24 protein-coding genes are annotated in these 23,782 nt (G+C 44.4%); 14 read left to right on the top strand and 10 right to left on the bottom strand.

Features of this window, described 5'->3' with window-relative positions; translation table 11 throughout:
* Nucleotides 1–8: 8 nt before the first annotated feature.
* Together F0364_RS05515 and F0364_RS05510 are read right to left on the bottom strand one after the other, a co-directional pair.
* Complete coding sequence (locus tag F0364_RS05515; protein ID WP_207632531.1) at nucleotides 9–611, bottom strand: methyltransferase family protein; 603 nt, start codon at nucleotides 609–611, stop codon at nucleotides 9–11.
* A 37-nt stretch (nucleotides 612–648) separates the two neighbouring features.
* Nucleotides 649–1,416 (bottom strand): hypothetical protein, encoded by a 768-nt coding sequence (locus F0364_RS05510; protein ID WP_153796765.1) that lies wholly within the window; start codon nucleotides 1,414–1,416, stop codon nucleotides 649–651.
* Nucleotides 1,417–1,567: 151 nt separating this feature from the next.
* On the opposite strand from F0364_RS05510, the gene F0364_RS05505 reads away from it, so the two are divergent.
* From F0364_RS05505 to F0364_RS05490, 4 genes are all read left to right on the top strand, one after another.
* A complete protein-coding gene (locus F0364_RS05505; protein WP_153796764.1) occupies nucleotides 1,568–2,032 on the top strand; it encodes a response regulator in 465 nt (154 codons plus the stop codon).
* Nucleotides 2,033–2,208: 176 nt separating this feature from the next.
* A complete protein-coding gene (gene trxA / locus F0364_RS05500; protein ID WP_153796763.1) occupies nucleotides 2,209–2,526 on the top strand; it encodes a thioredoxin in 318 nt (105 codons plus the stop codon).
* Nucleotides 2,527–2,839: 313 nt separating this feature from the next.
* Complete coding sequence (locus F0364_RS05495) at nucleotides 2,840–4,153, top strand: sugar porter family MFS transporter (RefSeq protein WP_153796762.1); 1,314 nt, start codon at nucleotides 2,840–2,842, stop codon at nucleotides 4,151–4,153.
* A gap of 268 nt (nucleotides 4,154–4,421) precedes the next feature.
* Nucleotides 4,422–6,386: a glycoside hydrolase family 97 protein gene (locus F0364_RS05490; protein ID WP_153796761.1), complete on the top strand. Its 1,965-nt coding sequence runs from the start codon at nucleotides 4,422–4,424 to the stop codon at nucleotides 6,384–6,386.
* Between the two features lie 238 nt (nucleotides 6,387–6,624).
* Here F0364_RS05490 and F0364_RS05485 read toward each other — a convergent pair whose 3' ends face one another.
* The gene (locus tag F0364_RS05485) at nucleotides 6,625–7,332 is read right to left on the bottom strand and encodes a DUF4197 domain-containing protein (protein WP_153796760.1); all 708 of its coding nucleotides are present in this window, start codon (nucleotides 7,330–7,332) and stop codon (nucleotides 6,625–6,627) included.
* Between the two features lie 375 nt (nucleotides 7,333–7,707).
* Here F0364_RS05485 and F0364_RS05480 point away from each other — a divergent pair, with 375 nt between their 5' ends.
* From F0364_RS05480 to F0364_RS05470, 3 genes are all read left to right on the top strand, one after another.
* Entirely contained in the window at nucleotides 7,708–7,905 is a 198-nt protein-coding gene (locus tag F0364_RS05480; RefSeq protein ID WP_153796759.1) for a hypothetical protein, read from the top strand.
* A gap of 300 nt (nucleotides 7,906–8,205) precedes the next feature.
* A complete protein-coding gene (hscA, locus tag F0364_RS05475; protein WP_153796758.1) occupies nucleotides 8,206–10,062 on the top strand; it encodes a Fe-S protein assembly chaperone HscA in 1,857 nt (618 codons plus the stop codon).
* Nucleotides 10,063–10,080: 18 nt separating this feature from the next.
* A complete protein-coding gene (locus tag F0364_RS05470) occupies nucleotides 10,081–11,535 on the top strand; it encodes a hypothetical protein (protein ID WP_153796757.1) in 1,455 nt (484 codons plus the stop codon).
* Nucleotides 11,536–11,605: 70 nt separating this feature from the next.
* Here F0364_RS05470 and F0364_RS05465 read toward each other — a convergent pair whose 3' ends face one another.
* Together F0364_RS05465 and dusB are read right to left on the bottom strand one after the other, a co-directional pair.
* Nucleotides 11,606–12,241, bottom strand: a complete 636-nt coding sequence (locus F0364_RS05465; protein ID WP_153796756.1) for a riboflavin synthase — start codon at nucleotides 12,239–12,241, stop codon at nucleotides 11,606–11,608.
* Nucleotides 12,242–12,598: 357 nt separating this feature from the next.
* Nucleotides 12,599–13,636 carry a tRNA dihydrouridine synthase DusB gene (gene dusB, locus F0364_RS05460; RefSeq protein WP_153796755.1) on the bottom strand — a complete coding sequence of 346 codons (1,038 nt, stop codon included), beginning with the start codon at nucleotides 13,634–13,636 and terminating at the stop codon, nucleotides 12,599–12,601.
* 408 nt (nucleotides 13,637–14,044) lie between these two features.
* Here dusB and F0364_RS05455 point away from each other — a divergent pair, with 408 nt between their 5' ends.
* The 6 genes from F0364_RS05455 (at nucleotide 14,045) to F0364_RS05430 (ending at nucleotide 18,661) form a co-directional block, all read left to right on the top strand.
* Entirely contained in the window at nucleotides 14,045–14,806 is a 762-nt protein-coding gene (locus F0364_RS05455; RefSeq protein ID WP_153796754.1) for an RNA ligase family protein, read from the top strand.
* A 559-nt stretch (nucleotides 14,807–15,365) separates the two neighbouring features.
* The gene (locus tag F0364_RS28845; RefSeq protein WP_207632530.1) at nucleotides 15,366–15,776 is read left to right on the top strand and encodes a DoxX family protein; all 411 of its coding nucleotides are present in this window, start codon (nucleotides 15,366–15,368) and stop codon (nucleotides 15,774–15,776) included.
* A gap of 34 nt (nucleotides 15,777–15,810) precedes the next feature.
* Nucleotides 15,811–16,236 (top strand): acyl-CoA thioesterase, encoded by a 426-nt coding sequence (locus tag F0364_RS05445; protein WP_153796752.1) that lies wholly within the window; start codon nucleotides 15,811–15,813, stop codon nucleotides 16,234–16,236.
* Between the two features lie 115 nt (nucleotides 16,237–16,351).
* The gene (locus tag F0364_RS05440; protein ID WP_153796751.1) at nucleotides 16,352–16,696 is read left to right on the top strand and encodes a hypothetical protein; all 345 of its coding nucleotides are present in this window, start codon (nucleotides 16,352–16,354) and stop codon (nucleotides 16,694–16,696) included.
* A 135-nt stretch (nucleotides 16,697–16,831) separates the two neighbouring features.
* Entirely contained in the window at nucleotides 16,832–17,164 is a 333-nt protein-coding gene (locus F0364_RS05435; protein WP_153796750.1) for a hypothetical protein, read from the top strand.
* A 309-nt stretch (nucleotides 17,165–17,473) separates the two neighbouring features.
* Nucleotides 17,474–18,661, top strand: coding sequence for a proline dehydrogenase family protein (locus tag F0364_RS05430; protein WP_153796749.1), 1,188 nt, complete (start codon nucleotides 17,474–17,476; stop codon nucleotides 18,659–18,661).
* A gap of 117 nt (nucleotides 18,662–18,778) precedes the next feature.
* Here the strand turns inward: F0364_RS05430 and F0364_RS05425 are convergent, their stop codons facing one another.
* The 5 genes from F0364_RS05425 to F0364_RS28840 all read right to left on the bottom strand — a co-directional run bounded on the left by F0364_RS05425 (nucleotide 18,779) and on the right by F0364_RS28840 (nucleotide 22,726).
* On the bottom strand, nucleotides 18,779–19,288 hold the full coding sequence (locus F0364_RS05425) for a hypothetical protein (protein ID WP_153796748.1): 510 nt from the start codon (nucleotides 19,286–19,288) through the stop codon (nucleotides 18,779–18,781).
* 100 nt (nucleotides 19,289–19,388) lie between these two features.
* Entirely contained in the window at nucleotides 19,389–19,931 is a 543-nt protein-coding gene (locus F0364_RS05420; protein ID WP_207632529.1) for a cupin domain-containing protein, read from the bottom strand.
* Nucleotides 19,898–20,371, bottom strand: a complete 474-nt coding sequence (locus F0364_RS05415) for a nucleoside deaminase (RefSeq protein ID WP_153796747.1) — start codon at nucleotides 20,369–20,371, stop codon at nucleotides 19,898–19,900. The genes F0364_RS05420 and F0364_RS05415 overlap by 34 nt, the downstream gene beginning before the upstream one ends.
* Before the next feature lie 286 nt (nucleotides 20,372–20,657).
* Nucleotides 20,658–22,499, bottom strand: coding sequence for a T9SS type A sorting domain-containing protein (locus tag F0364_RS05410; RefSeq protein ID WP_153796746.1), 1,842 nt, complete (start codon nucleotides 22,497–22,499; stop codon nucleotides 20,658–20,660).
* An 83-nt stretch (nucleotides 22,500–22,582) separates the two neighbouring features.
* Nucleotides 22,583–22,726, bottom strand: coding sequence for a hypothetical protein (locus F0364_RS28840; protein ID WP_207632528.1), 144 nt, complete (start codon nucleotides 22,724–22,726; stop codon nucleotides 22,583–22,585).
* A 123-nt stretch (nucleotides 22,727–22,849) separates the two neighbouring features.
* Between F0364_RS28840 and F0364_RS05405 the strand changes: the two genes are divergently transcribed.
* Nucleotides 22,850–23,770 (top strand): Nif3-like dinuclear metal center hexameric protein, encoded by a 921-nt coding sequence (locus tag F0364_RS05405; protein ID WP_207632527.1) that lies wholly within the window; start codon nucleotides 22,850–22,852, stop codon nucleotides 23,768–23,770.
* Nucleotides 23,771–23,782 lie beyond the last annotated feature (12 nt).

The raw sequence follows: 23,782 nt of genomic DNA, 5'->3' as shown, positions 1-23,782 counted from the left end.
TTCATCTGCTACCAAATGTATGGAATGAGCCGTGCTTTTGTTTTTTGGTAAGCTTTATATTTTTCACCAAATGTATCAATCAAAGCTGTTTCTTCTACAGAGATTCTTATATAATATGCGTACAGCATGCCAAAAACTGCCAATAACGTTCCCAGTACACTATGTAGAAAAACACCACAACCTGTTAATGCCAGCCATGCACCCAGGTAGCTGGGATGCCTTACAATGGCATAGGGGCCGCGTGTTATAAGCTGGTGATCCTCTTTAATTTGTACAGTTGCTGTAAAATGCCTGCCAAGTGTTTGCACTGCCGCAGCCCTGAATGCAATACCGCCAAACAACAAAGCTAACCCAAGAACGGACCACCCATTAAAAGCCGGGTTGCCATTATTAAAGTATGCCCACTCAATAATGGATGAAGAGACGCAGAGAAGTGAAATACCGAGTATAAGGAGAACAGAATATTTGTCTCTTTCTTGGTTGGCCTTGGTTTCACCCGGCAATACCGGTGGCTGAGTAAGCCATATAAGGATATTGGCAGCTATAACAACAAGATTATTGTACCTTACAATTAAAGCAGGCGCAAACAGCAGAGGGATTATTTGGGACAAGCCGACAAATATTACCCCTAGAAAAAGTCTTTTCACTTTAAACTATATGTGTGGTGTTTTTAACGCCAAGCTTAAATTCTTCTTTTCTGGCAGAACGTATCTGAATATCGTAATGCACATCCACATAGGCGTTTTTAAATGGTGATTTTTCTTTTATCACACAGGTAGGATTAGCTCTTAGATAAAGCATTTTTTCTCGTTCCCGGGGGTGCGCATCTTTTAAGGTTGTTACATCTTCAAGAAAACAGGCTGTTGCAATAAGATCCAGTTTGGGATAATAAAAAGTTCCCTGGTTGCCAACAGACGTCAAAACATTGCTGCCCATCCACTGGTTAAACCTTACTGTTGTGGGGCTGCAAAGCGAAAACATGGTGGTAAGCCCAAGCTGTTCGGCAATTACCACAGAAACCCTTGAAGGAAAGAGGCTGCCTATTCCAAACCCGGCAACTTCCTTAGAATTCCAGAGCCCAGATAATTCGCCGGTTCCGTATAGCGATGCTTCTCTAACCACATCGTATATCTTAGGATCCATGTCTCCCGTGGCAACTTCAATAGGTAAAGGTGTAAGGCCATCGGCGCATTGTACCCTGGCTCCGCCATACAGCTTCTGCCTGTCCATAGATTCAACAACTACAACAAAAATAGCGGGGTTATAAATCCAATCGTACGTATTGGTAGAAATATTTTCTATTCCATAAATAGCCAATACTTTACGGTGGCCTTCAATAAATTTAAGGCATGTTTCGTAATCATCAGTTGTCCTGAAAGCTCTGATTCTTATTTCGGTGGTCATGGGGGCTAACAAATCTAATTTTTTCTGCCAATAAAATCGGGATTTCAAGGAAAAAGAAGGCTACATAGGAATGAATCTTTGCTTAACCTCAATTAAAATATGCTGAGGCATACCGATTGTTTCCATTATTGTTTAATTTTATAAAAAAGCCAAACATCCTGAAATGGAAATCCCGGTAATTAAGGTTCTCTATATTGATGACGAAGCACATAACCTAACTGCGTTCAAAGCGTCTTTCCGAAGAGTATTCAGCGTATTTACAGCAGAATCGGCAGAGCAGGCCGGTCATATACTTGAACAAAATGATATTCACGTAATATTAAGCGATCAAAGAATGCCTAAAATGACGGGTATTGAATTTTTTGAATCGATTTTGACAAAATTTCCCGATCCTATCAGAATTCTTATTACAGGTTATACTGATATTAGTGCGGTGATAGATGCTATTAACAGGGGACAGGTATATAAATACCTCACAAAACCCTGGAACGAGGACGAAGTTAAGAATTTTATTACCAAAGCATTCGAAGTTTACCAATTAAGAAAAGAAAATGTTCATCTAACCGAAAAACTAATAGATGTTAACCAAAAACTTGAGCTTATAGCAAGGCACGCTATACTTTCATAAAGCATCCTCAAACTGTTAACAGTATTAACTTTCAGGCGTTTACTCACTGCACCTCTGTCAGCAAACTGCACCAACGTCATAATAACAACGGGTGGATAAGTCAAATAAACACCTATTGTCTTTTGGGCTTATTTTTGTTCCTTATATTTAAATTATTCAAATAAAAACAAAATATTATGGCCTTAGAATTTACGGATGCTAACTTTCAAACCACCGTTCTGGACAGCGATAAATTAACCGTAGTGGATTTTTGGGCAGAATGGTGTGGGCCCTGCCGTGCTATCGGGCCGGTTATTGAAGACCTGGCAAAAGAATACAATGGAAAAATAAATGTGGGTAAGGTTAATGTTGACCATAACCCTAATCTTAGCGTTAACTACGGCATTACTTCCATTCCCGCCATTCTTTTTATTAAAGAAGGTAAGGTGGTAGACAAGCAAATAGGCGCTGTTCCAAAATCAATACTTGAAAAAAAGATACAGGCGCATCTTTAAAAAAATATTAAGATGGGTTAAAAAGGCTTCAGAAATGAGGCCTTTTTTTTATGCCAGATTTAACCTTGAATTTCATGAGCCGGCTGGGCATGCTATGCCTGGTGAATAGAGGACAAGACCTTGAAGAGTGCGACGCAACGAAGCCTAATGCCTGTTACTGCTGCCGGGCCCATAAAATTTTTTCACCCATTGCCGCCCAGGCAATGGACAATGCAAAATCCACAAATTAATAAGCGGCTTTATGCTGCTTTTGTATGCATTATGGCGTTAACTTGAGGCACCAACAAAATTACCTACTACTAAAACCACCAGCATGTCTTACCCGGTTCGCATTGCCATGATTGCAGCCCTTGGCGGCTTTTTGTTTGGATTTGAAACGGCCGTAATATCCGGGGCCGAAAAAACTATCCAGGGCTTATGGAACCTTAGCCCGTTTTGGCAAGGGTTTACTGTTGCGTCAAGCCTTATAGGCACTGTGTTAGGCTCGTTAATCGCAGGCGTTCCGGCAAAAAAGTACGGGCGCAAAAAAGTGCTGCAGGCAATAGCGCTGTTATACATAGTTGCGGCCATAGGATGTGCGTCTATTTCTGCATGGATATTGTTTGTACTTTTTCGTTTTTTAGGTGGGATAGCGGTGGGTGCGTCTTCTGTTGTAGGCCCGATGTATATATCTGAAATATCGCCGGCAAAACTGCGTGGCCGCCTGGCAGGATCTTTTCAGTTAAACATAGTAGGCGGCATTTTTATAGCGTACCTCACCAACTTTTTGTTTGCAGGAATTGGAGAAGATTCCTGGCGGTGGATGCTGGGCGTAATGATTGTTCCGTCTGTATTATTCTGGGTTTTGCTAAGAACCATTCCTGAAAGCCCCCGCTGGCTGGTATTAAACAACCGGGATGCAGAAGCTATACCCGTAATGCAAAAACTGCAGGAAGAAAATGTTGCATCAGCCATACAGTCTATACGAGAATCTGTAAAACAGCATAAGGAAAACCTTTTTCAAAAAAGGTACAGCAAGCCCATTATTTACGCCGTGCTGCTGGCCATGTTTAACCAGCTATCGGGTATTAATGCCATTTTATATTATGCGCCGCGTATTTTTGAAATGGCCGGCTTTAGTAAAGACCAGGCATACCTGCAGCCGGTGTACATAGGTGCTGCCAACCTGCTGTTTACCCTTATTGCTATGACGGTTATTGACAAATTTGGCAGAAAAACCCTGCTTATTATTGGTGCGCTGGGTACCATTTTGTTCCTGGCTTTAACGGCTTTAGCTTTCGGGCAGCCTGGAGAAGCCAACAGTAATGTGCTTATTTACCTTATTGGCTATATTGCTTTTTTTGCCTTTTCCCAGGGGGCGGTTATATGGGTTTTTATTTCAGAAATTTTCCCCAATTCAGTGCGTTCGCAAGGCGGTTCGCTGGGCAGTTTTACACACTGGATAATGGCCGCCATCATCTCCTGGACCTTTCCGGTAATTGTGGAAGGCAACCCCATGGGTGGCTATTATTCCTTTGTTTTTTATGCGGTAATGATGTTTGTTTCACTCATTTTCATCTGGCGTGTAATGCCCGAAACCAAAGGCCGGTCACTGGAGCAGATACAGAAAGAGCTGGGTATTGAATAAACCGGCATCCTGGAATCAGATTTTTTTATGGGGGTGCCCCCAAGCTATCGCAAGGGGTCGGGCTTTCCGCTATTACTCCGGCACAAAAGCCTGGCTGCGATGGCCTCACCGGGGTAACCGCTTCAATCCCTCACCCGCTGCCGCTTTGCAAACAGGCAGTATGCAATTGTTCTGCCCGCAAGAATTAATTGATTTATTATAACACCAGTTAAACAGTTGCAGCAAGCTAAAGTTGTATTTAAGTATCTTTCGCATATAAGCTCCTTACATGAAAATATTGCATGCCATCTTAATTGCCTGTGTTGTTCTCCCTCTATTTGCCAGCGCACAAAAAAAATTTAAAATTGCGTCGCCGGATGGCGCTATCGTTTTTGAGTTAACAATGAAAGACAAGGCGCCCTTATACCGTGTATTATTCAAGGGTAAGGTATTGGTTGACTTTTCCCCGCTTGGGCTTTCATTTAAAAACGGCGAAATGACAGGGCCTTTAAATGCCGGTAAACCTGTGTATGATAAAGTTGAAGAAGACTATGAATTAATTACCGGCAAGGCAGGCAAAATACATAGTTCATCTAACCGGATGCAGTTGCCGCTTTCCGCCGGTTCCGGCGGGTGGGCAATGAATATCGCGGTACGTGTGTTTAATGATGGCCTTGCTTTCCGGTACGAATTGCCAGAACAGAACGGACGTACAGACTACCAACTAACAGAAGAGCATACGGCTTTCCGTATTGCCGGTAACCCTGTTATGCATGCATTGTATCTGCCTTCGTATACCACTTCGCATGAAGGACCCTATACCAGTACGTTATGGGAGAATATAGCTCAGGATACATTAATAGATATGCCTGCCTTGCTGGATTATGAAGGGCTGGCGTACATAGCTGTTACCGAGGCTGCCCTTTCTAACTATGCTGGTATGTACCTGGTAAAACACGGGGATGCGCTGAAGGCAAATTTATCTCCCTACCCAGGTGAAAACGGCGTAAAAGTAAAAGCCCGTTTGCCCCATCAAAGCCCATGGCGGGTACTAATGATAAGTGACAGGGTTGGTGCATTAATTGAATCTAACATACTTACCAATCTTAATGAGCCGAATAAAATAAAAGACTTGTCGTGGATAAAACCAGGTACCACTACCTTCCCCTGGTGGAATGGCAACATTTTGCCCGATACTTCCTTTGCGCCGGGCAACAACTTTGAAACCAATAAATACTACATTGACTTTTGCGCCCGTAACAATATCCAGTACCATTCCGTGGTGGAGTACGGCTTGCACCAGTGGTATAAGGATGATGGTATTAACTTTCAGCCAGGGCCACATGCAGACGTTACTACACCCGTACCGGGCCTTGACATGAAGCAAATATGCGATTATGCAAAACAACAGGGTGTAGGTGTGCGGGTGTGGGTACATTGGGCGGCATTGTATGCTAAGCTGGATACCGCTTTCGCTGTATTTGAAAGATGGGGCTTAAAAGGAATGATGATTGACTTTATGGACAGGGATGACCAGCAAATGGTAAACATACAGGAGGAAATGTTGCAAAAGGCGGCAAAGCATCACCTGCATGTTCAATTTCATGGTGCTTATAAGCCTACAGGTATGCATAGAACATACCCTAACGAATTTACCCGTGAGGGTACATTAAACTACGAGAATAATAAATGGGCGCCGGGGCTTACACCAGACCACGATATTATCATGCCTTTTACAAGAATGCTGGCAGGCTCAACTGATTACCACCTGGGTGGTTTCAGAGCTGTGCCGGCGCGGCAATACAAAATACAGCATATACGTCCGTTAATGTTGGGTACACGCTGCCACATGCTGGGCATGTACGTGGTATTGGAAAACTATATACCCATGGTTTGCGACTATCCGCAAGCTTATGAAGGCCAGCCTGGGTTTGAATGGCTTAAAACATTACCCGGCACCTGGGATGAAACAAAAGTGCTGGATGCTAAAGTGGGCGAATACATTTGTGTAGCAAGGCGTAGGAATGATAACTGGTACATAGGGGCAATTACCAACCATTCAGCAAGGCAGATAACTATAAAGCTGGATTTTTTGCAGCCGGGTAATTATACTGCCCATATTTTTACAGATGCCGCCGATGCTGACGTGCATCCAAACAATATAACACGGCAAACCCGGCAGGTTAATAGCGCAACACAGCTTACCCTTAATCTTGCAGCCGGTGGCGGCGCTGCGTTGCAGTTGATAAAGTAAACGCCCGCTGATTACCTATTCTGCGGGCAAAGCTCAATAGAAATACCCCTGTTGCCGGGCTGCCGGATGGAAATGAAAACCCCGCTGAAGGCACTGTGCGTAAGGTTTTGAGGCGGAGTTGTAATGAACAGCCGGTACAAAAGCTATGGTAGCGAACAAAAGTTGAAAGCCCCTGATAAAAAAAATCCCGGTGCAGCAAAGCTGACCGGGAAATTATTATGATGGATTATTGTCCAACTCAACTGCCCTGTGCTGCGCTGCTGCCAAACACTTTCTTCAACAAATCTGTAACACGTGCGGCAGGGTCTTTACGTATTTTCTGTTCTTCCTGTGCTACCTGGAAGAAAATGCCATCTATGGCTTTACCGGTTACATAGGCGCTTAAATCAGTATTTACCGGTTTGTTGGAAAACTTGTTGTATGTGGTAAATACATCGCTCCAGTATTTGGTGGCGTTAACCTTGCTTAATGCGCTGTTTATAGTGGGGCGGAAAGCTTCTGTAAGCGCCGCCGTTGTTTTATCTTTAAAGTAATTGGTAGCGGCATTGTTACCACCTTTTAAAATACCTATCGCGTCAGTAATCGTCATTTGTTTAATGGCGTTAATAAAAATGGGAGCGGCAGATTTAGCGGCATCTTCTGCGGCACGGTTCATGGATAAAACAGCTTTGTCAACAACGCCGCCAAGCCCAACGTTTCTTAATGTGCTTTCCACTTTTTGCGCTTCGGGTGGCATGAGTATTTTAATAGCCGCATTAGCGAAGAAACCATCAACGGCCGATAGCTTGCTGGAAGAATTTTGTGTTCCAATAGTTAATGCCTCTTTTAAACCGGAAGCTATTTCTGCAGAAGTAAGTCCGCCGCTGGTAGTACTGTTTAAAACCTGTTGCACTGTATCGCACCCGCTAAGCATAAAAAGAAGGGAAATTGCCAGAAGTTTTTTCATAAAGTATTGTTTGTGGGCAAAGATATAGGCGCCGTTTATTTAAGCAATTTAATTTGCCGGTTACAATAATTATTTGCCATTGGTAATAGATGTAAAAAAATATATGGAATTTATATAGGTGGTTTATTTGTTTGATAATCAATTGATTGAAGTGATATTTCCATGTCATTTTACAGCGTTTCATCCATAACCTTAACAAACCATTTACTCAAAAGCTTGGCTACAAAACCTAAAGGTTGTACATTTGCAGCGCAATTCCGGATTATGAGACTTCTTTGAGCCCGACGTCACCCAAAGTAAGCCCTACAACGAATCTTAAGCGTACCATGCTTTTTGCCTGCCAGAGCCCGGAGATTAAGTAACAATTAAAGAGTAATGAACATGGAAAGCAATGTTACACGTTCCGTTATTAACATGGAACCAGGCGAGCTGAGCAAACTTTTATCTGAAGTAAAAGAAACAGTAGCATCAGATGTTGATGTAACCAAAACATCAAAAATATTTAGCGCAGCAGACCTCTGGAAAATACAGGGTTCAAGATTGAAAACTGTATCACGGAGAGCTGCCTTATAAAATAGGTCCTGGTTTAAAAAATGGTGTCTCTGCAAAGCCTGTCCGCAAGGATGGGCTTTATTTTTTTAGTGAATTGTAAGGGCGCCTGCCGAAGGCACCGGGCTATCCGCTGCAAGTCCTCACCGCCTTCGCTAAGGCTGCGGCGGTTGCGGGCTTTCCGCTTCTATCCCTGGCGCAAAGTGCAGCAGCAAAATTATTCACGGCCTTCCTGTAGTGCAGCCGCATTGCGTTACTTTTGCCCTTTATGTTACCATGTTAGCTGTATCACTCAATGTCTAAATGACTTCATGACCTTTATCCATGGCAAAAATTTCAATTAATATAGCAACAGGAAGCCTGCAACAAAAAGAGATGATTGTAGGTATTGATCTTGGCACTACCAACAGCTTGGTAGCCATCATTCACCCTGAAAGTAAAAAGCCTGTTGCGTTAAAAGAACATAACAGCAGTAGTCTGGTGCCAAGTGTAATACACTTTGGCCAAAACGGAAATGTTGTAGTGGGAGAGGAAGCCAGGCTTTATCTTGAAACAGACCCGCGTAATACCATCTTCAGTGCCAAAAGACTGATGGGTAAAAGCTACAATGATATTAAATCCCACGAAGACTTCTTTGCTTATAAAGTGATTGATGATGATAAGGAAAGCCTGGTAAAAATTCAGGTTGGCGATAAATTTTATTCCCCGGTAGAATTGTCTTCTTTCATTTTGAAAGAGCTTAAAACAAGGGCGGAGCACATACTAAAAACCCCTGTTGCCAAAGCTGTCATTACAGTGCCGGCCTACTTCAACGATGCCCAACGCCAGGCCACGCGGGATGCAGGGAAGCTTGCCGGGCTGGATGTATTACGCATAATTAACGAGCCCACGGCGGCAAGCCTTGCCTATGGCCTGGGCTTAAACAGCGATGAGGAGAAAACAATAGCCGTGTATGATTTGGGTGGAGGAACATTTGATATATCCATACTTAAAATAGCCGGTGGTATTTTTGAAGTGCTAAGCACAAACGGGGATACTTACTTAGGCGGAGATGATTTTGACAGGGCCATAGCTGAATACTGGGTAGAAAAACATGGTATTGATAACGAACAACTGCGGCACAATAAAGAGTTGGCACAATTGCTAAGGCTGAAGGCCGAAGAAGCAAAAAAGCACTTGGGCATGGCTGACGGGTTTGCGGCTACACTCCGCGGAATGGAACTGCACATCTCAAGGAAAGAGTTTGATGGATTGGTAAAGCCCCTTATTGACAAGACAATAAAATGTTGCGCCGCCGCTTTAAAAGATGCGGCATTAGCGGCAGGCGAAATTGAAACTGTTGTTATGGTTGGTGGCAGTACCAGGGTGCCTGCAGTTAAAGAAGCTGTGTCAAAATTTTTTGAGCAGCCGGTCAACGATTCCGTTAACCCTGATGAAGTTGTGGCTTTGGGTGCGGCAGTGCAGGCGGATATTCTTGCCGGTAACAATAAAGACTTTTTGCTGCTTGATATAACCCCTTTAAGCCTTGGTATAGAAACCTCTGGTGGTTTGATGGATGTGCTGATACCCCGCAACTCAAAAATTCCCATAAAGGCGGGCCGCCAGTACACCACACAGAAAGATGGGCAGAGCGGCATGCGCATTTCTGTTTACCAGGGAGAAAGAGACCTGGTAAACGATAACCGCAAGCTGGCCGAGTTTAACTTAACCGGTATCCCGGCCATGCCCGCCGGGCTTCCCAAAGTAGATGTGGGCTTTTTAATAAATGCAGATGGCATTTTGATGGTAACAGCGAAAGAACTGCGCAGCGGTGTTGAACAAAGCATTAAGGTAAAACCGCAGTATGGCCTTACTGATGACGAAGTGGAGCAAATGTTGCAGGACAGTATTCAACACGCCGGCACAGACATGCAGACAAGGGCGCTGGTAGAAGCACGGAACGAAGCTGGCCATTTGCTGGAGACCGTTGAGAAATTCATTGACAGGAACAACAGCCTGCTTAACAGGGATGAGCTATCGGCTACCGCCACGGCTATGCAGGCGCTGCAACTGGCCCTTACAATGGATGATAAAAACCTTATCCGCACCAAAACAGAAGAACTTAATGAAATAACCCGCCCCTTTGCAGAAAGGATAATGGATATCGCGGTAGGAGAGGCTTTAAAGGGGCAGAAGTTGTAGGAAATGTAATTTGCCATTATGCAGAATGTTTTTAATTATAGGGCGGCGTTATCAATTTTTTTTCTAAGTATTTTATTTTCGCTATTGGCATATAACCCTTTCGGCATATATTTTTTAAACGATGATTTTGTACATATCACGCTTACAAAAAATGGAAATTTTTTACAACATAATTCTCTACGGATTGTACATGAAGTATTGTTGAAGCTTGAGTTGTTTCTTTGGGGTAAGCATCCTGCGGGTTATCATTTCGACCGGCTTTTGATACATCTTTTTTGTTGTTGGCTTGTCTATAGGGTTGGTAGAACTCTTTTCAATTTGTATGGAAATTTTGATAGGCAAGCCTGTCATATTGCGGGAGTTTTATCTGCCTCTTTTTTCGCCGTATATCCCTTTCATTCTGAAGCGGTATTGTGGGTTTTGGGGGGCGGGGCCTCGCTAAGTACCCTTTTTTTTCTGGTCTCTTTGCTTGCATACCTGCAAAGGCATCAAGGGTACTTCTGGTTTTTTTCATCTGTCATAGCCTTTTTGTTTGGGTTATTTACTTATGAAAGCGTTTGGATCAGCCCATTAATAATAGCAACAATTTCGTATTTGGAAATCAGGAAAAACAAAAGCACCTTTCGTGCTGAGCTTTTTTTTGTTGTTGTGTATGTTTCGGTGTTTTTTGCCTATCTGATCATAAGAGTGTATCTACTCGGAGAAATAATCAATCAATATGAGGCGGGCGGGTTTGCACGTTTTCCATTTCAATCGTGGGTGCTTAATTATAACAGGCTTTTGGCCAGGAGCTTTTTGCCGCCGCTTGGCTCAACAATTGGGTTTGTAACAGCTTACTGCATTGTATTTGGTGCGTTTTTAGGCTGGGGTGTATTTATTTTAAAAACAAAAAAACATACCACTCTTTTTTTCCTGGTTTTGAGTGCCTGGCTTATTGCATTGTTGCCATTTGTAGGGTTAGGGATTGATACCCACGATACCGAGTCTGAACGTTTTTTATATCTGCCTTCAGTATTCTTTAGTTTTTTTTCTGCATTGTTTATCGTGCATTTGCGTTGCAGGCTATGGATAAAAACATTTTTTGCCGGGTTGTTTATTTTAGGTTCAGTTGGTTTTCTTTATAAAAATTCCCGTGATTACAGGGTGGCCAGCGTGGTAAGTGAATCTTTACTGAGAGATGTTAGTGTAACTTTAAAACCAGGCCAGCCTGTTTGTATTCAGAATTTGCCCAAACAATTAAATGGTGTAAAGATATTTCATTTGGGTTTTAAAGAAGGTCTTGGTTGGCTATATCATGCTGATACTGCAAGGGTAACTGTTTTGCATTCCTTCGATCTTGCACCAACAGAAAAGTATTATAAGCAGTTTCCCCGTTATAATTACGTATTTAAAGCTAGTGTAAGCATCAAACCTGTTAATGAAATCCCTAAGTATATAACAGTGCATTATGATACGTCGATATTTAAACCATAGTTACCCGACAAACTGGTTTATTGTTATCAACAATGTTGCTGTTGCCATTTATTGATAAAGTGCATATTGCTTATATTTTGCCAGAATCAAAGTTAGCCGTTTGCGCTTGATCTGCCCTTTGGTTAAGCTGGTGAAGGCGTTGTATATATTTACCCACCATGTCAAACTCTATATTAACCGTATCCCCGGTTTCAACACTGCTTATATTGGTATGGTTGTAGGTGTATGGAATAATAGCTACAGAAAATTCATTAACGCCCACATTAAAAACAGTAAGGCTTATGCCATTAACTGCAATGGAGCCCTTTTCAATAACCAGTGCGGCAAACTCTTCATTAAACCTAAAGCTAAACTCCCAGCTTCCATTTTTGTTTTCTTTTCCGGTGCATACCGCCGTCGCATCTACATGGCCCTGTACAATGTGCCCATCAAGCCTGCCATTCATGGCCAGGCAACGTTCCATGTTTACCAGGCCGCCGGTTTGCCAGTTGCCCAGGTTGGTTTTTTTCAGGGTTTCCTCAATGGCCGTAAGGCTGTGGGTGCCGTCATTTACTTCCTCAACAGTAAGGCATACACCGCTGTGGCTAACGCTTTGGTCAACCTTAAGCTCGGCGGAAATGGGCGAGGCTATCACAAAAGTCCTGTTGGTACCATTGGCAGTAATGCTTTGTATGGTGCCAGTGCATTCTATAATTCCGGTAAACATGGGTGCAATTTAACTGTAAAAGCGGGTTTGTCAATGCTGGCAGGCTGGAAACAAGTACGAGTTACGAAGTACGAAGTACCTGGGTGTAGCAGGTTCATTTTTTGTGGACAGGCTGTAAACAGGTATGAGTTACGAATTGTTTTGTTAGCTGCTTGCAAATTTCTTTTTTACATTGTACATCCACGTTAAACATCTAACATATCACAAGTACTTCGTACTTGCTTTTGGGGGTGCCCCCAAGCTGCGCAAGGGGTCGGGCTTTCCGCTATTACTCCGCCACAGGAACTGGGCTGCGAAGGCTTCAGCGGGGTAGCCGCTTCAATCCCTCACCCGAAGGTGCAGCAGGTTGTGGAATCTTTATACCCCGCAATGCTCATGGTAATTAACCAGCTCAATTTCCATATCTGCTATGTCAATGCCTTTGTAGGTAAGCGCTATTTCGTCCAGTACACGTTCTACTTCCTCGATATTGTTCAAGCGTACCAGCCTGTCGCGAAATTGTTTTATATCCGGCAACCCCTTCAGGTAATTGGCATAATGGCGGCGCATTTTAAGTAAACCGGTAACAGGCCCCTTCCAGTCAACGGACTTTCGCAGGTGCTTCTTACAAACAGCCAGCCTTTCTTCCAGTGTAGGGCCGGGCATGCGTTCGCCGGTTTGCAGGTAGTGTTTTATTTCGCGGAATATCCAGGGGTAATCAATGGCAGCCCGGCCAATCATTATGCCATCTACGCCATAGCGGTTGCGGTATTCCATGGCTTTCTCCGGGCTGTTGATATCACCGTTGCCAAAAATGGGTATGCGTATGCGTGGGTTGTTCTTTACTTTGGCAATCAGGCTCCAGTCAGCCACACCTTTGTACATCTGGCTGCGTGTGCGGCCATGTATGGCCAATGCCTGTATGCCGGCATCCTGCAGGCGTTCAGCCACTTCTTCAATGTTCTTAGATTGGTCATCCCAGCCCAGCCTTGTCTTTACCGTAACGGGCAGACGGGTAGCCCTAACACAAGCTTCAGTCAGGCGCACCATCAGGTTAATATCTTTCAGTACGCCGGCGCCGGCGCCACGGCAGGCTACTTTTTTAACAGGGCAGCCAAAGTTAATGTCAATAAAATCCGGGTTGGTGGTTTCCGCTATTTGTGCGGCCATGGCAAGGCTGTCTTCGTCACCGCCGAACAATTGTATACCCACGGGGCGTTCGTAATCAAAAATGTCCAGCTTTTTACGGGCATTGATGGCATCACGTATCAGGCCTTCGCTGGAAATGAATTCTGTGTACAGCAGATCGGCGCCATTGTCTTTGCAAACAGCCCTAAAGGGCGGGTCGCTCACATCTTCCATGGGCGCCAGCAACAGCGGAAACTGCGGCAGTTGTATTGAACCAATTGTTATCAACGTATTCTTTTTTGCAAACGGCAAAAATAAGTACGATTTACGAAGTACGAAGTACTTTGGTGCAGCGGGTTTATTTTTTTGTGATAGGTTGTAAACAAGTGCGATTTACGAAGTACAAAGTACTTTGGTGTAATATGCCGAATTTTTTGCGGAAAGATTGTAAACAAGCAGGGCTTTATCCAGGCCGGTAATTAATATTCTGTTTGCCAGTAACCGCTGCCGAGCAGAAATGTGAAGCTGAATTTAAGACTGATGTTGAGATTTATTTGTCAGTACCGAATCTCAGCCCGGGATTTGCACTTAGCTCATGTTTCAATGTTAAGTCCAACTTGCATAAAATCCAATGTTCTCTACTGCCCTTATTCAAGTTATCTTTACAAATTTCCCGGACTTAAATAAGGTGTCGAAATGATTAAAGATTTAATTTCAAAATTCGGTAAAGAGAAAATAAACACTCTTACAAAGTATCCTTCAATACTCACACTTCATCAATTAGGTGAAAGGGGCCGCCTTAAAAACGAACTTACAACGCCAATCCAAGGAGAAAAAATGTATGCAACCGAAAAAATAGACGGGACAAACGCAAGAATTATTTGCTATGGGTCTGAATATTTAATTGGAGCAAGAGAATTTATTTTACACCATTCCCACGACTTATATTTTGATAATGCTCAGGGTATTGTTGATGGCCTGAAAGAGTTAAGTGTCAAGATTCCGCAAACAGATAAGTTAACCGTTATTTATGGCGAATTTTATGGTGGCAAAACAACTGCAAATTCTAAATGGTACGGTCAAGATAAAAATGGGTTTCGTGTTTTTGATGTTGCCGTTTACGATGATTTGTCAATGCTTGAAATGTCGCAACAGGAAATTTCAAAGTGGCGCGAAAGGGAAACTGAAAACGGAATTGTATATGGACAAAATTTCCTTCCCCGGTTAGAAATTGAAAGCAAATTTTCAGGTTTTGAACTTGTGCCAATAGTTGATTTTGATTTAGGTGATATGTCTCACAGCGTTGTTTTAGATAATCTCAAAAAATTTATACCAAATACAAATGTAGCACTGTCTGAAAATGCATTGAAAAAGGCTGAAGGTGTTGTCTTGCGTAATGAAAGCCGGTCAAAAATTGTCAAAGTGAGGTTTGAAGATTATGAGCGGACGTTGCGTTAGGGTTGCTGATAACAAGTATGAAGTACTTTGGTGAATATCTTTTTATTGAGCATAGTCTTTAGGCAAGCAGCTAAATAAAAGTGCTTCGTACTCCGTAAATCGTACTTCAAACACCCGCCTGCCCGCAAAAGATAAGCCTGTCGCACCTTGGGTGAGGGATTGAAGCGGCTACCCCGCTGAAGCCTTCGCAGCAGGGCTTTGTGGCGGAGTAATAGCGGAAAACCCGACCCCTTGCGATAGCTTGGGGGCACCCCCAAGTACGAAGGCAGAAGTACGAAGTACTTTTTTATGTAAGATGTTTGATGTGGCATGTACGACGTAAATGTCTTGTGTCTTACGCAAGTGGCTAACAAAAGCATTTTGTAGAAAATACTTGTTTACAGTCTGCCTGCAAAAAAATCAACCTGTTACACCCAGGTACTTCGTAACTCGTACTTGTTTACAGCCTGTCCGCAAAAAAATCAACCTGTTACACCCAAGTACTTCGCACTTCGTAACTCGTACCTGGCTCTTCCCTTATCTCAGTTTCCCTATTTTTGCAAACATTCAAATTAAATACATGCGGAAACTGTTATCCATAAAATACAGCGCCGCGGCATTCAACATTGCTATGCTGCTTTTGCGTACAGGTTTTGGTTTGGCACTGTTAATTAAGCATGGATTGCCCAAGCTGATGAAGTTCGCTACACTGCAAAACGAGTTCTACAACTTTATGGGCATGGGCTCTAAATTTTCGCTTATACTGGCCATTTTTGCTGAAGTGTTTTGCAGCCTGTTTATTATCCTCGGCTTGTTTACAAGGTTTGCGGTAATACCACTTATTGTTACTATGCTTGTTGTTATTTACGGCGCGGATAAGGGCAAGGGCTTTTTTGAGTCTGAGCTGGCGATAATGTTTTTAACGGCATTTCTTACACTGTTGCTTTGCGGCCCGGGCAGAATTAGTGTGGATGGCATGATGAACAATTAAGCAACAAAGCAGGCGAATACAAACCTATAACCACATGTACGAATCTATAACCCAGATAAGGGTACGTTACGCAGAAACAGACCAGATGAACGTGGTGTACTACGGCAACTATGCACAGTACTTTGAAGTGGGCAGGGTTGAAAGCATAAGGCAGCTTGGTTATACTTATAAGGACATGGAGGAACAGGGGGTTATGATGCCGGTTGTTGAGCTGAACATAAAGTACCTTCGGCCTGCCACCTACGATGACCTGCTGACCGTTAAAACACAGATACGCGAAATGCCCCACGACCACCGCATTGAGTTTCACCAGGAGGTGTTTAACGAGAAAGGCAAGCTGCTTACAGCGGGTAACGTAAAGCTCTATTTCCTGGAAACCAAAACATGGAAAAAGACTACTATGCCCGAAGCGATGCGGGTTAAATTGCAACCTTATTTTGCCGGTAATCCCGTTGTTTAACCTGCGTTTTTATTTGCCAGGTTACCTGATAGTGGTAATAAAATATGTTGATTTTATTTAACAATTTCTCATTTGGTATGATGTATATCGTTTGTTAGTTTTGTGGCTCACAGATATGAAAAGATTAGTTGCCATATTATTTACCGCCTTATATTTCTCCTTTACAGGCGGTGTGGTGTGGAGCGATTTACGCTCTGCCCAGGAGCTGGCAACCAATATTGCATCCGAAGAAAGGAACAGCGGTTCCGAAGAGTCTGCCGAAGTTAACCTGCATGCGCTTACCGCTGCCAGGAACCACATTAATACCGATTCCAAAAACAAGATTGTACGCCCGGTAATTTCCGTTCTCAGCAGGGTCAATCTGCAACTGTCCGGCGCATTCCGTGCTGAACAGCTTGCCCGGCATACAGTTTCTTCACCTGTATCTCTCACCATACGCCATTGTGTTTTCAGGCTATAACAATTACCTGTTCCTCTAATCAGTAATTGAGTTTTTAGCGTTTGCCTGTACAAGCAAACCACTGCGTTGCACCCCATTTTTTGTGGTAAAAATCAGCGCTATAGTAATTGTTTGCCTTAACTAAAAAAAATTATCATGAAAACACAAATATTCACACTTTTCATAGGTTTATTGTTTACTTCAGTTTATGCAATGGGTCAAAATAAACAAACCACGCCAACTGTAACAAAAGGGTATTATGCCATTGGCAATAATGCCGCTAAGCTGAAACCATCTACAGCCGCATTGGAAACTGTAGAAGTTACTGCTGCCGCCGCACCTGTGGTGGGCAAAGGTTATTACGCCATTGGCAATAACAACAGCAGGTTAAAAAAGCAAATCACAGTAATATCAGCAGGAAAGGACAAGCCGGTTATCAGCAAGGGATATTATTCAATAGGCAATAATTCGGAAAAGCTCCGCCAGTAAAAGCGCAGCAAAGGTTTAAAAATGTGGTTTTCTACTAAAAGGTGGCAACTGAAAAGTTGCTACTTTTTTTATGACTGAGGGTTGTGCTAGAAATCCGGCATAAAGCCACCGCCGCAGCCCCCTTACCCAAAATGTAACTTCTTGCTTTTTTGCAGGCTCATTATCGCATCCCCTAATGGTTACAGGCAGTAACAGCGAAGGATAAAAATTAGAACATCATTAGAAATCCCCTGCATGTGCATAAAGTTGGCATCTTAATTTTTTACTTAAGGTTAAGCTACCGATATTCGCAGCGGAAAGATGACAGCTATGGAGATGTCCTTCGATAATACGGAAACCGCATTTGCCTACAAGAGCGAAAAGGAATTGAAGAGCGCCAGGAGGTTGCTGCAAACCATGCATTATCCCTGGTTTGTGGCTTTAGGTACACGTGTTACGCCGCTTATGATGAAGATTGGCCTGCCTATACAGGGCATGGTGCGTAAAACCATTTTTAAACAGTTTGTAGGCGGCGAAACGCTGGAAGAAACAGCCCGCATAGGCAAATTGCTTGACAGCTATAATGTTAAGGTAATACTGGATTATGGTGTTGAAGGAAAGGAAGGCGAAGAGAGTTTTGAACATGCTACAGAACAATTCATTAAGGTAATAAGGTATGCCGCCACGCAAACAAATATTCCCTTTATCAGTATTAAGGTTACCGGCTTTGCCCGGTTTAGCCTGTTGCAAAAACTAAACGAAGCCCCCCGTTTACGCAGCGGTATTCACGACCATGAAGAAGAAATAGACGAGTGGGAAAATGTACGTGAACGCATGTTCAGAATTTGCGAGGCGGCCGCCCTTAACAACATAGGCGTTCTGGTTGATGCCGAAGAAAGCTGGATACAAGACCCCATTGACCGCCTTACCATCGAAATGATGGAGATATTCAACAAAGAACATCCTATTGTTTACAATACGATACAATTATACCGGCACGACAGGCTGGACTTTCTAAAACTTTCTCACCGCATTGCCCGCCAGAAAGCCTTTACACTGGCTGTAAAACTGGTACGTGGCGCCTATATGGAACGGGAACGTACCAGGGCGCAGCAAAAAGGTTACCCTTCGCCCATACAGCCCGATAAAGAATCTACTGACAGGGATTATAACGAGGCTTTGCAGTACTGCGTAAACAATATTGGCAATATTGCTTTTATTGTGGCCTCTCATAATGAAGAAAGCAATATGCTGGCCGCTGAACTGCTGGACAGTAACGGCCTGCCGCATAACCATCCGCATGTACATTTCTCCCAGTTGTACGGAATGAGCGATAACATTAGCTTTAACCTTGCCAAAGCCGGTTACTCGGTTAGCAAATACCTGCCTTTTGGCCCCATTAACGATGTGATACCCTACCTTATGCGCCGTGCACAGGAAAACACCAGTGTAAGCGGCCAGACTGGCCGGGAACTGGCGCTGCTGAACAAAGAATTGCAACGCAGGAAGGGGCGTTAAATCCAGGCATTTTTTTGGGACACACTGCATAGCTACTATGAGGCTTTGGTTGTGTCACTCACTTGTACGCTTTGTTCGCTACGCAGCAAAGTGCAGCAGGTTCACATTTCCATAAAATTAGTTTTGCTGAGATTCAAATTTTTCAAGCATGGATTTGGATAACGTTAATAAAAACTCTGCCCGGTCTTGCGCTTTGTCAGATGAAAGGTTATAATGAATGGGTTTGTTATCGTCATAATACCAAAACAGTTCCAGCTTTTTTTTATCGTCTGTTATCTGTTCCTCCACCTTTATAAGCTTGTTGTTATGGAAGTAAAATACATTGGCCGAGATAATCTGCTTCGTAACTCCGCTATTTTGCGTGGTAGCATTAACGGTGTTGGTGTATTTCTTTAATTCTTTTTCGTTAGTTATCGCTGTAAGATAGGTACGCATATACAATCCAACTTCAGGTTGATTTTGTATTATGGTATCGTTTTGAACCTTAAAATCAGCCAGGTTAATCGCATTAACCAGCGAATCAATTTGCCTGATTTTTATGCTGTCCTGGGAGTAAACAGCAAAAGTTGCAAAAAAGGCCGTCACTAAAAGCAATAGCTTTGCAGTATTAAGTTTGGATAACCCCATAAATTAAACTTGAGATTGAATAGGGATTTTTGTTGTTATAATTTATCTCAATGCTTTTTCTGTTACTGGCTGCCGAATGGTAATGACGAGATTGCTCAATCTACATCCTCGTCAGCTTCCTTATCACTTCCTCATGTTGCGGATAAAGCAGTACAAGCACTTCTGCTTTGGCCAATTCAAAATCAGCGAAATCAAAACCCGGGGCTACGGTGCAGCCCACAAAACTGTAGCTGCTGCCCGCCGCGGGTGCGGATGCAAACCAGCAGCCTGCCGGCACAAATGCCTGAAAGGTTTCACCGCCTGTTATGTTATTGCCCAGCCTGGTTACCTGCAGCCGGCCATCCTGCAGTATTATGAAAACATCCAGCGGCCCCCCGGCGTAAAAATGCCAGCCTTCATCGCTTTTAATGCGGTGAAAAGCGGAGAAATTGCCCTGCTCCAGCAAAAAATAAATAGCCGTTGAAAAACTCCTGTTGCCGGTAAAGCGGCCGGGCAGGCATTCCGGTGTAATACTTTCAGCGCTGCGGTAAGTTTCTTTATAATAGCCGCCTTCAGGGTGGGGCAGCAGTCTGTAGTAGTCAATAATGTCTTTAACGTGCAGGCCCGTCATCAATACAGTGTTTTGTTGTTCTTGTTTTTCCATGCTCCAAAAAGTTCTTGGGCTTCCTCCTTGTTCATGGGTTGCATGGCAATTTTACGGTGGTGGTGAGGCTTGTCAATTTCAGCGTAGATGAAAGAATCATCAAAACCTGCTTCGGCGGCATCATTTTTATCACAGGCGTAATATACTTTGTCTGGCCTTGCCCAGTAAATAGCGCCCAGGCACATGGGGCAGGGCTCGCAGGTGGTGTAGAGTTCGCAGCCGGTTAGCTGAAAGCTGCCCAGGTTTTTACATGCCTCCCTTATGGCTTCCACCTCCGCATGTGCGGTAGGGTCTGTAGAGGCCAATACCCGGTTGCACCCGCGTCCAACAATTTCATCGTCCTTTACAACAACACAGCCAAATGGCCCTCCCTGGTTGGTATGTATGCCCTCTAATCCTGCCAGCACAGCTTCATGCATAAATTTTTCTTCCCTTGTCATGGTTCAAAATTAATGCAAATGGCAGTGTATTTTACAACGTAGTTATTGCTTAAGGAGTTGCTGGTGATAAGAAAATTGCCTGATGCATGCTTGCCTTTGCGATATTGATGATTATGTTGCAAATGCTTCAGTTCAGTAGAATTACCGCTGATGAATGGCTGCCGGATTGAAGCGTAAAGCCCGCAGCCACGAGGTACGAGTGGCGAGGACTTGGAGCGAAAAGCCGGGACTAGAGCACAGCAGCGATATGCTGCTTACGGCCCCAAAATTTTTTGCATACCCCAGCCTATTTTTTTATAAACCCAATGGTAGTGTTGCCCTTTTTTTGGCGTACGTGCAGGTAGTATTTGCCCGGGGACAAGCCTTGTACCTGCCAGTTGCAGCTATTGCTTTGCGTGGTGGTTGCGCCCAACAGGCGGCCACCGGCATCCAGTATACTAAGGTTACTTTGTTCCGCGGCTTCAAGGCCCTGTACCGTAAATTTATCCTGCACGGGGTTAGGGTACAAGGCTACTGAAGAACTGCTTTCTCCGTTAACCGCCACCACGGCCGAATAGGTGCTTTTGCCATCCCTGTTAACCTGCTTTATGCGGTACCAGTTATTACCGGCCCACTTGCTGGTATAAGTATACCTGTATTCCATTCTTGTACTGCTGTTGCCGTTAGCGGCGTGGGTGGGCACAAACGCAATGGCGGCAAAACTGTCGCTGTAGGTTTGTTTTTGCTCTATGTAAAAACCACGGTTGTCTTTTTCTGTTTCGGTAGCCCAGTCAAGCTGAATCATAGGCGCTTTGCGTGCAGCGGTAAAATCTACCAGCGTGACAGGCAGCGTTATGCCGCCCAGTTGAGACATCCAGTAATCGCAAAGGCCGCGGCTGCTGTTTATATCTTCGTTTTTGGAATAAGAATAGCCTGCTACCAGGTAGGTTTCCGAACTGGTGGGTATAATGGAGCAGGCCTTATCTTCCGCTGCGCCGCCCAGTGTTTTATGCCACTCTGTATTGCCGCCGGCATCCAGTTGCAGCATCCAGTAATCGTAGCCGCCACGGTTCTCGCTAACATCGTTGTTGTTAGAGTTGCTGTAACCGGCGGCAACAAAACCGCCGTTAGCTGTTTGTTGAATACTGTTGAAGTTATCATCCAGCGTACCGCCAAATTTGCGTTGCCATTGAATGCTGCCGGCTGCATCCAGCTTAACCAGCCATGCATCATGGGTCATCGTGCTGTAGTTAGGGGTTGCGGCGTCGCCATCTTCAGACAGGGTAGCGCCTGCCATTATATAACCGCCATCGCTGGTAAGTGTTATGCAGCGGCTGCTTTCCGGGCGGCTGCCGCCCAGTGTTTGCTGCCATTGCAGGTGGCCGATATTGTCCAGTTTAACCAGCCAGCAATCTGTAGCGCCCTTATAGTTGATAATATCGCCATCGGCAGATGCTGTTGTACCGGTTACAATACAGCCGCCGTCAGGTGTTGGCTTAACGTCCTGCGGTATATCATCCCTGCTGCCGCCGGCGGTGGTTTGCCATAACAGGTTGCCGTTGGCATCAAGTGCTATAACCCAGTAATCGCTGCCGCCATGGCTGGTGCTGATATCGCCATCGTTACTGTTAGTGGACGCGGCTACCATAAACCCGCCGTTTGCACCCTGTACAATGGCATAGCCAACATCCTGCCCGGTGCCGCCCAGAGTTTTTTGCCACTGTATATTACCGGCCCCGTCCAGCTTTACTATCCAGCAGTCTTTTTCAAAACCACCCTGCACGCCATTGGGTACATCTCCATCATTACTGCTGGTGGCGCCGGTAAAAATATAACCGCCATCCTGCGTTGGCAAAATGCTTTGCGCCTGGTCAAAACCAGTACCGCCAATGGCCTTTTGCCACAGCAGCGTACCATATAAATCTGTTTTAACAACCCATGCATCGTAGCCGCCATGGGGGGCCGTAATATGGCCATCCTGAGAGTTGCTGTAGCCGGCCATAATGTAACCGGCATCGGCGGTTTGCCTTGCGCAGGTAAGAAAATCCGAGCCTGAGCCGCCCAGCGATTGCTTCCACTGTACCTCCGGTTGTGTGTATGCAAAGCAAACAAACACCAGCAGGCTTAGTGTTATTGGAGTTTTTTTCACAGCGACTGGAAGATTTGGGAGTTAGCTGATTTTGATACTTGCGAAAGTATTGGTTTTCAAAAAGGCAGGCGCTTAAAAAAACATTAGGGCATTATCCTTATTTTAAGGGATGTTTTGGGGCCGGGGGCTTTTGCGGCGTTGCTGAACAGCAGTTCCGGCTTTTCGCTGCAAGTCCTCGCCACTCGTACCTCGTGGCTGCGGGCTTTACGCTTCAATCCGGCAGCCATTCAGCGATATTGCAAAGCCCGGCTTTGCCCGCAGGATAGAATGGCCGGGCTTCAGCGCAACTTTATTAGCGCTTTTATCTCTGCAGCATTTATTGTTACATTTAAGCTTAAAACACAATACCCATGCACCACACCAACGTACTGCACGCCCATCTCAACCGCCGGGCTTTGTTTGCCAGGGCTTTCCAGTTAAGCGGCGCCTCCGCAATGCTTTCAATACCTGCCCTGGGTGCAGGCTGCGGCTTTACAACCCCTGAAAAAAATACAGTGGAATACGTTATGGATTTAATCTTAAAGGAAGTAAGCGCTCCTTCGTTCGGAAAAACGGTAGATACCCTTAAAAGCGGGAGTGGCAGTACAAAGGTTACTGGTATTGTTACCACCATGTTTGCCACTGTTACGCTTATAAGGGAAGCCGTAAAGCTGAATGCCAATTTTATTATAGCCCACGAGCCAACCTTTTACAATCATCAGGATGATAAGGATTGGGTAAAAGCCAACGAAGTACTTAAAGAAAAACAGGCGTTGCTGGATAAGCATAAGATAGCCGTGTGGCGCTTTCATGATTATTGGCACAGCTACAACCCTGATGGCGTACTGTATGGTGTTGCCAAACAGGCGGGCTGGCAACAGTATGTACAGCCGGGCAGCGTAATACTGCAAATGCCGGCAGCTACCGTGGGCGATATTGCAAGGCACCTTAAAAGCAGCCTTGGCATACAGCAGGTGCGGGTAATTGGCGATGTTAGTCAGTTATGCAGCCGCATAGCATTAATGCCCGGCGCATGGGGCGGGCAGGCACAGGTATCTACAGCGGAAAGCGAAAAGCCCGATTTACTGGTAGTGGGAGAAGTGCATGAATGGGAAACAGCCGAATACATAAGAGATGCCAGGGCGCTTGGTAAAAATATAGCCCTGGTAGTACTTGGTCACTCGGTTAGCGAAGAGCCCGGCATGCTTTGGCTGGCAGAATGGTTAAAGCCCAAACTTAGCGGCATACCTGTTACACATATAGCATCAGAAAACCCATTTACCTGGGTATAATAAATGCCGGTT

Source organism: Foetidibacter luteolus, from assembly GCF_009650435.1.
GTDB classification, from domain to species: Bacteria; Bacteroidota; Bacteroidia; order Chitinophagales; family Chitinophagaceae; genus Foetidibacter; species Foetidibacter luteolus.
Note: the sequence above shows the minus strand (reverse complement) of the source record. Positions and strands in the feature narration are given on the sequence as shown.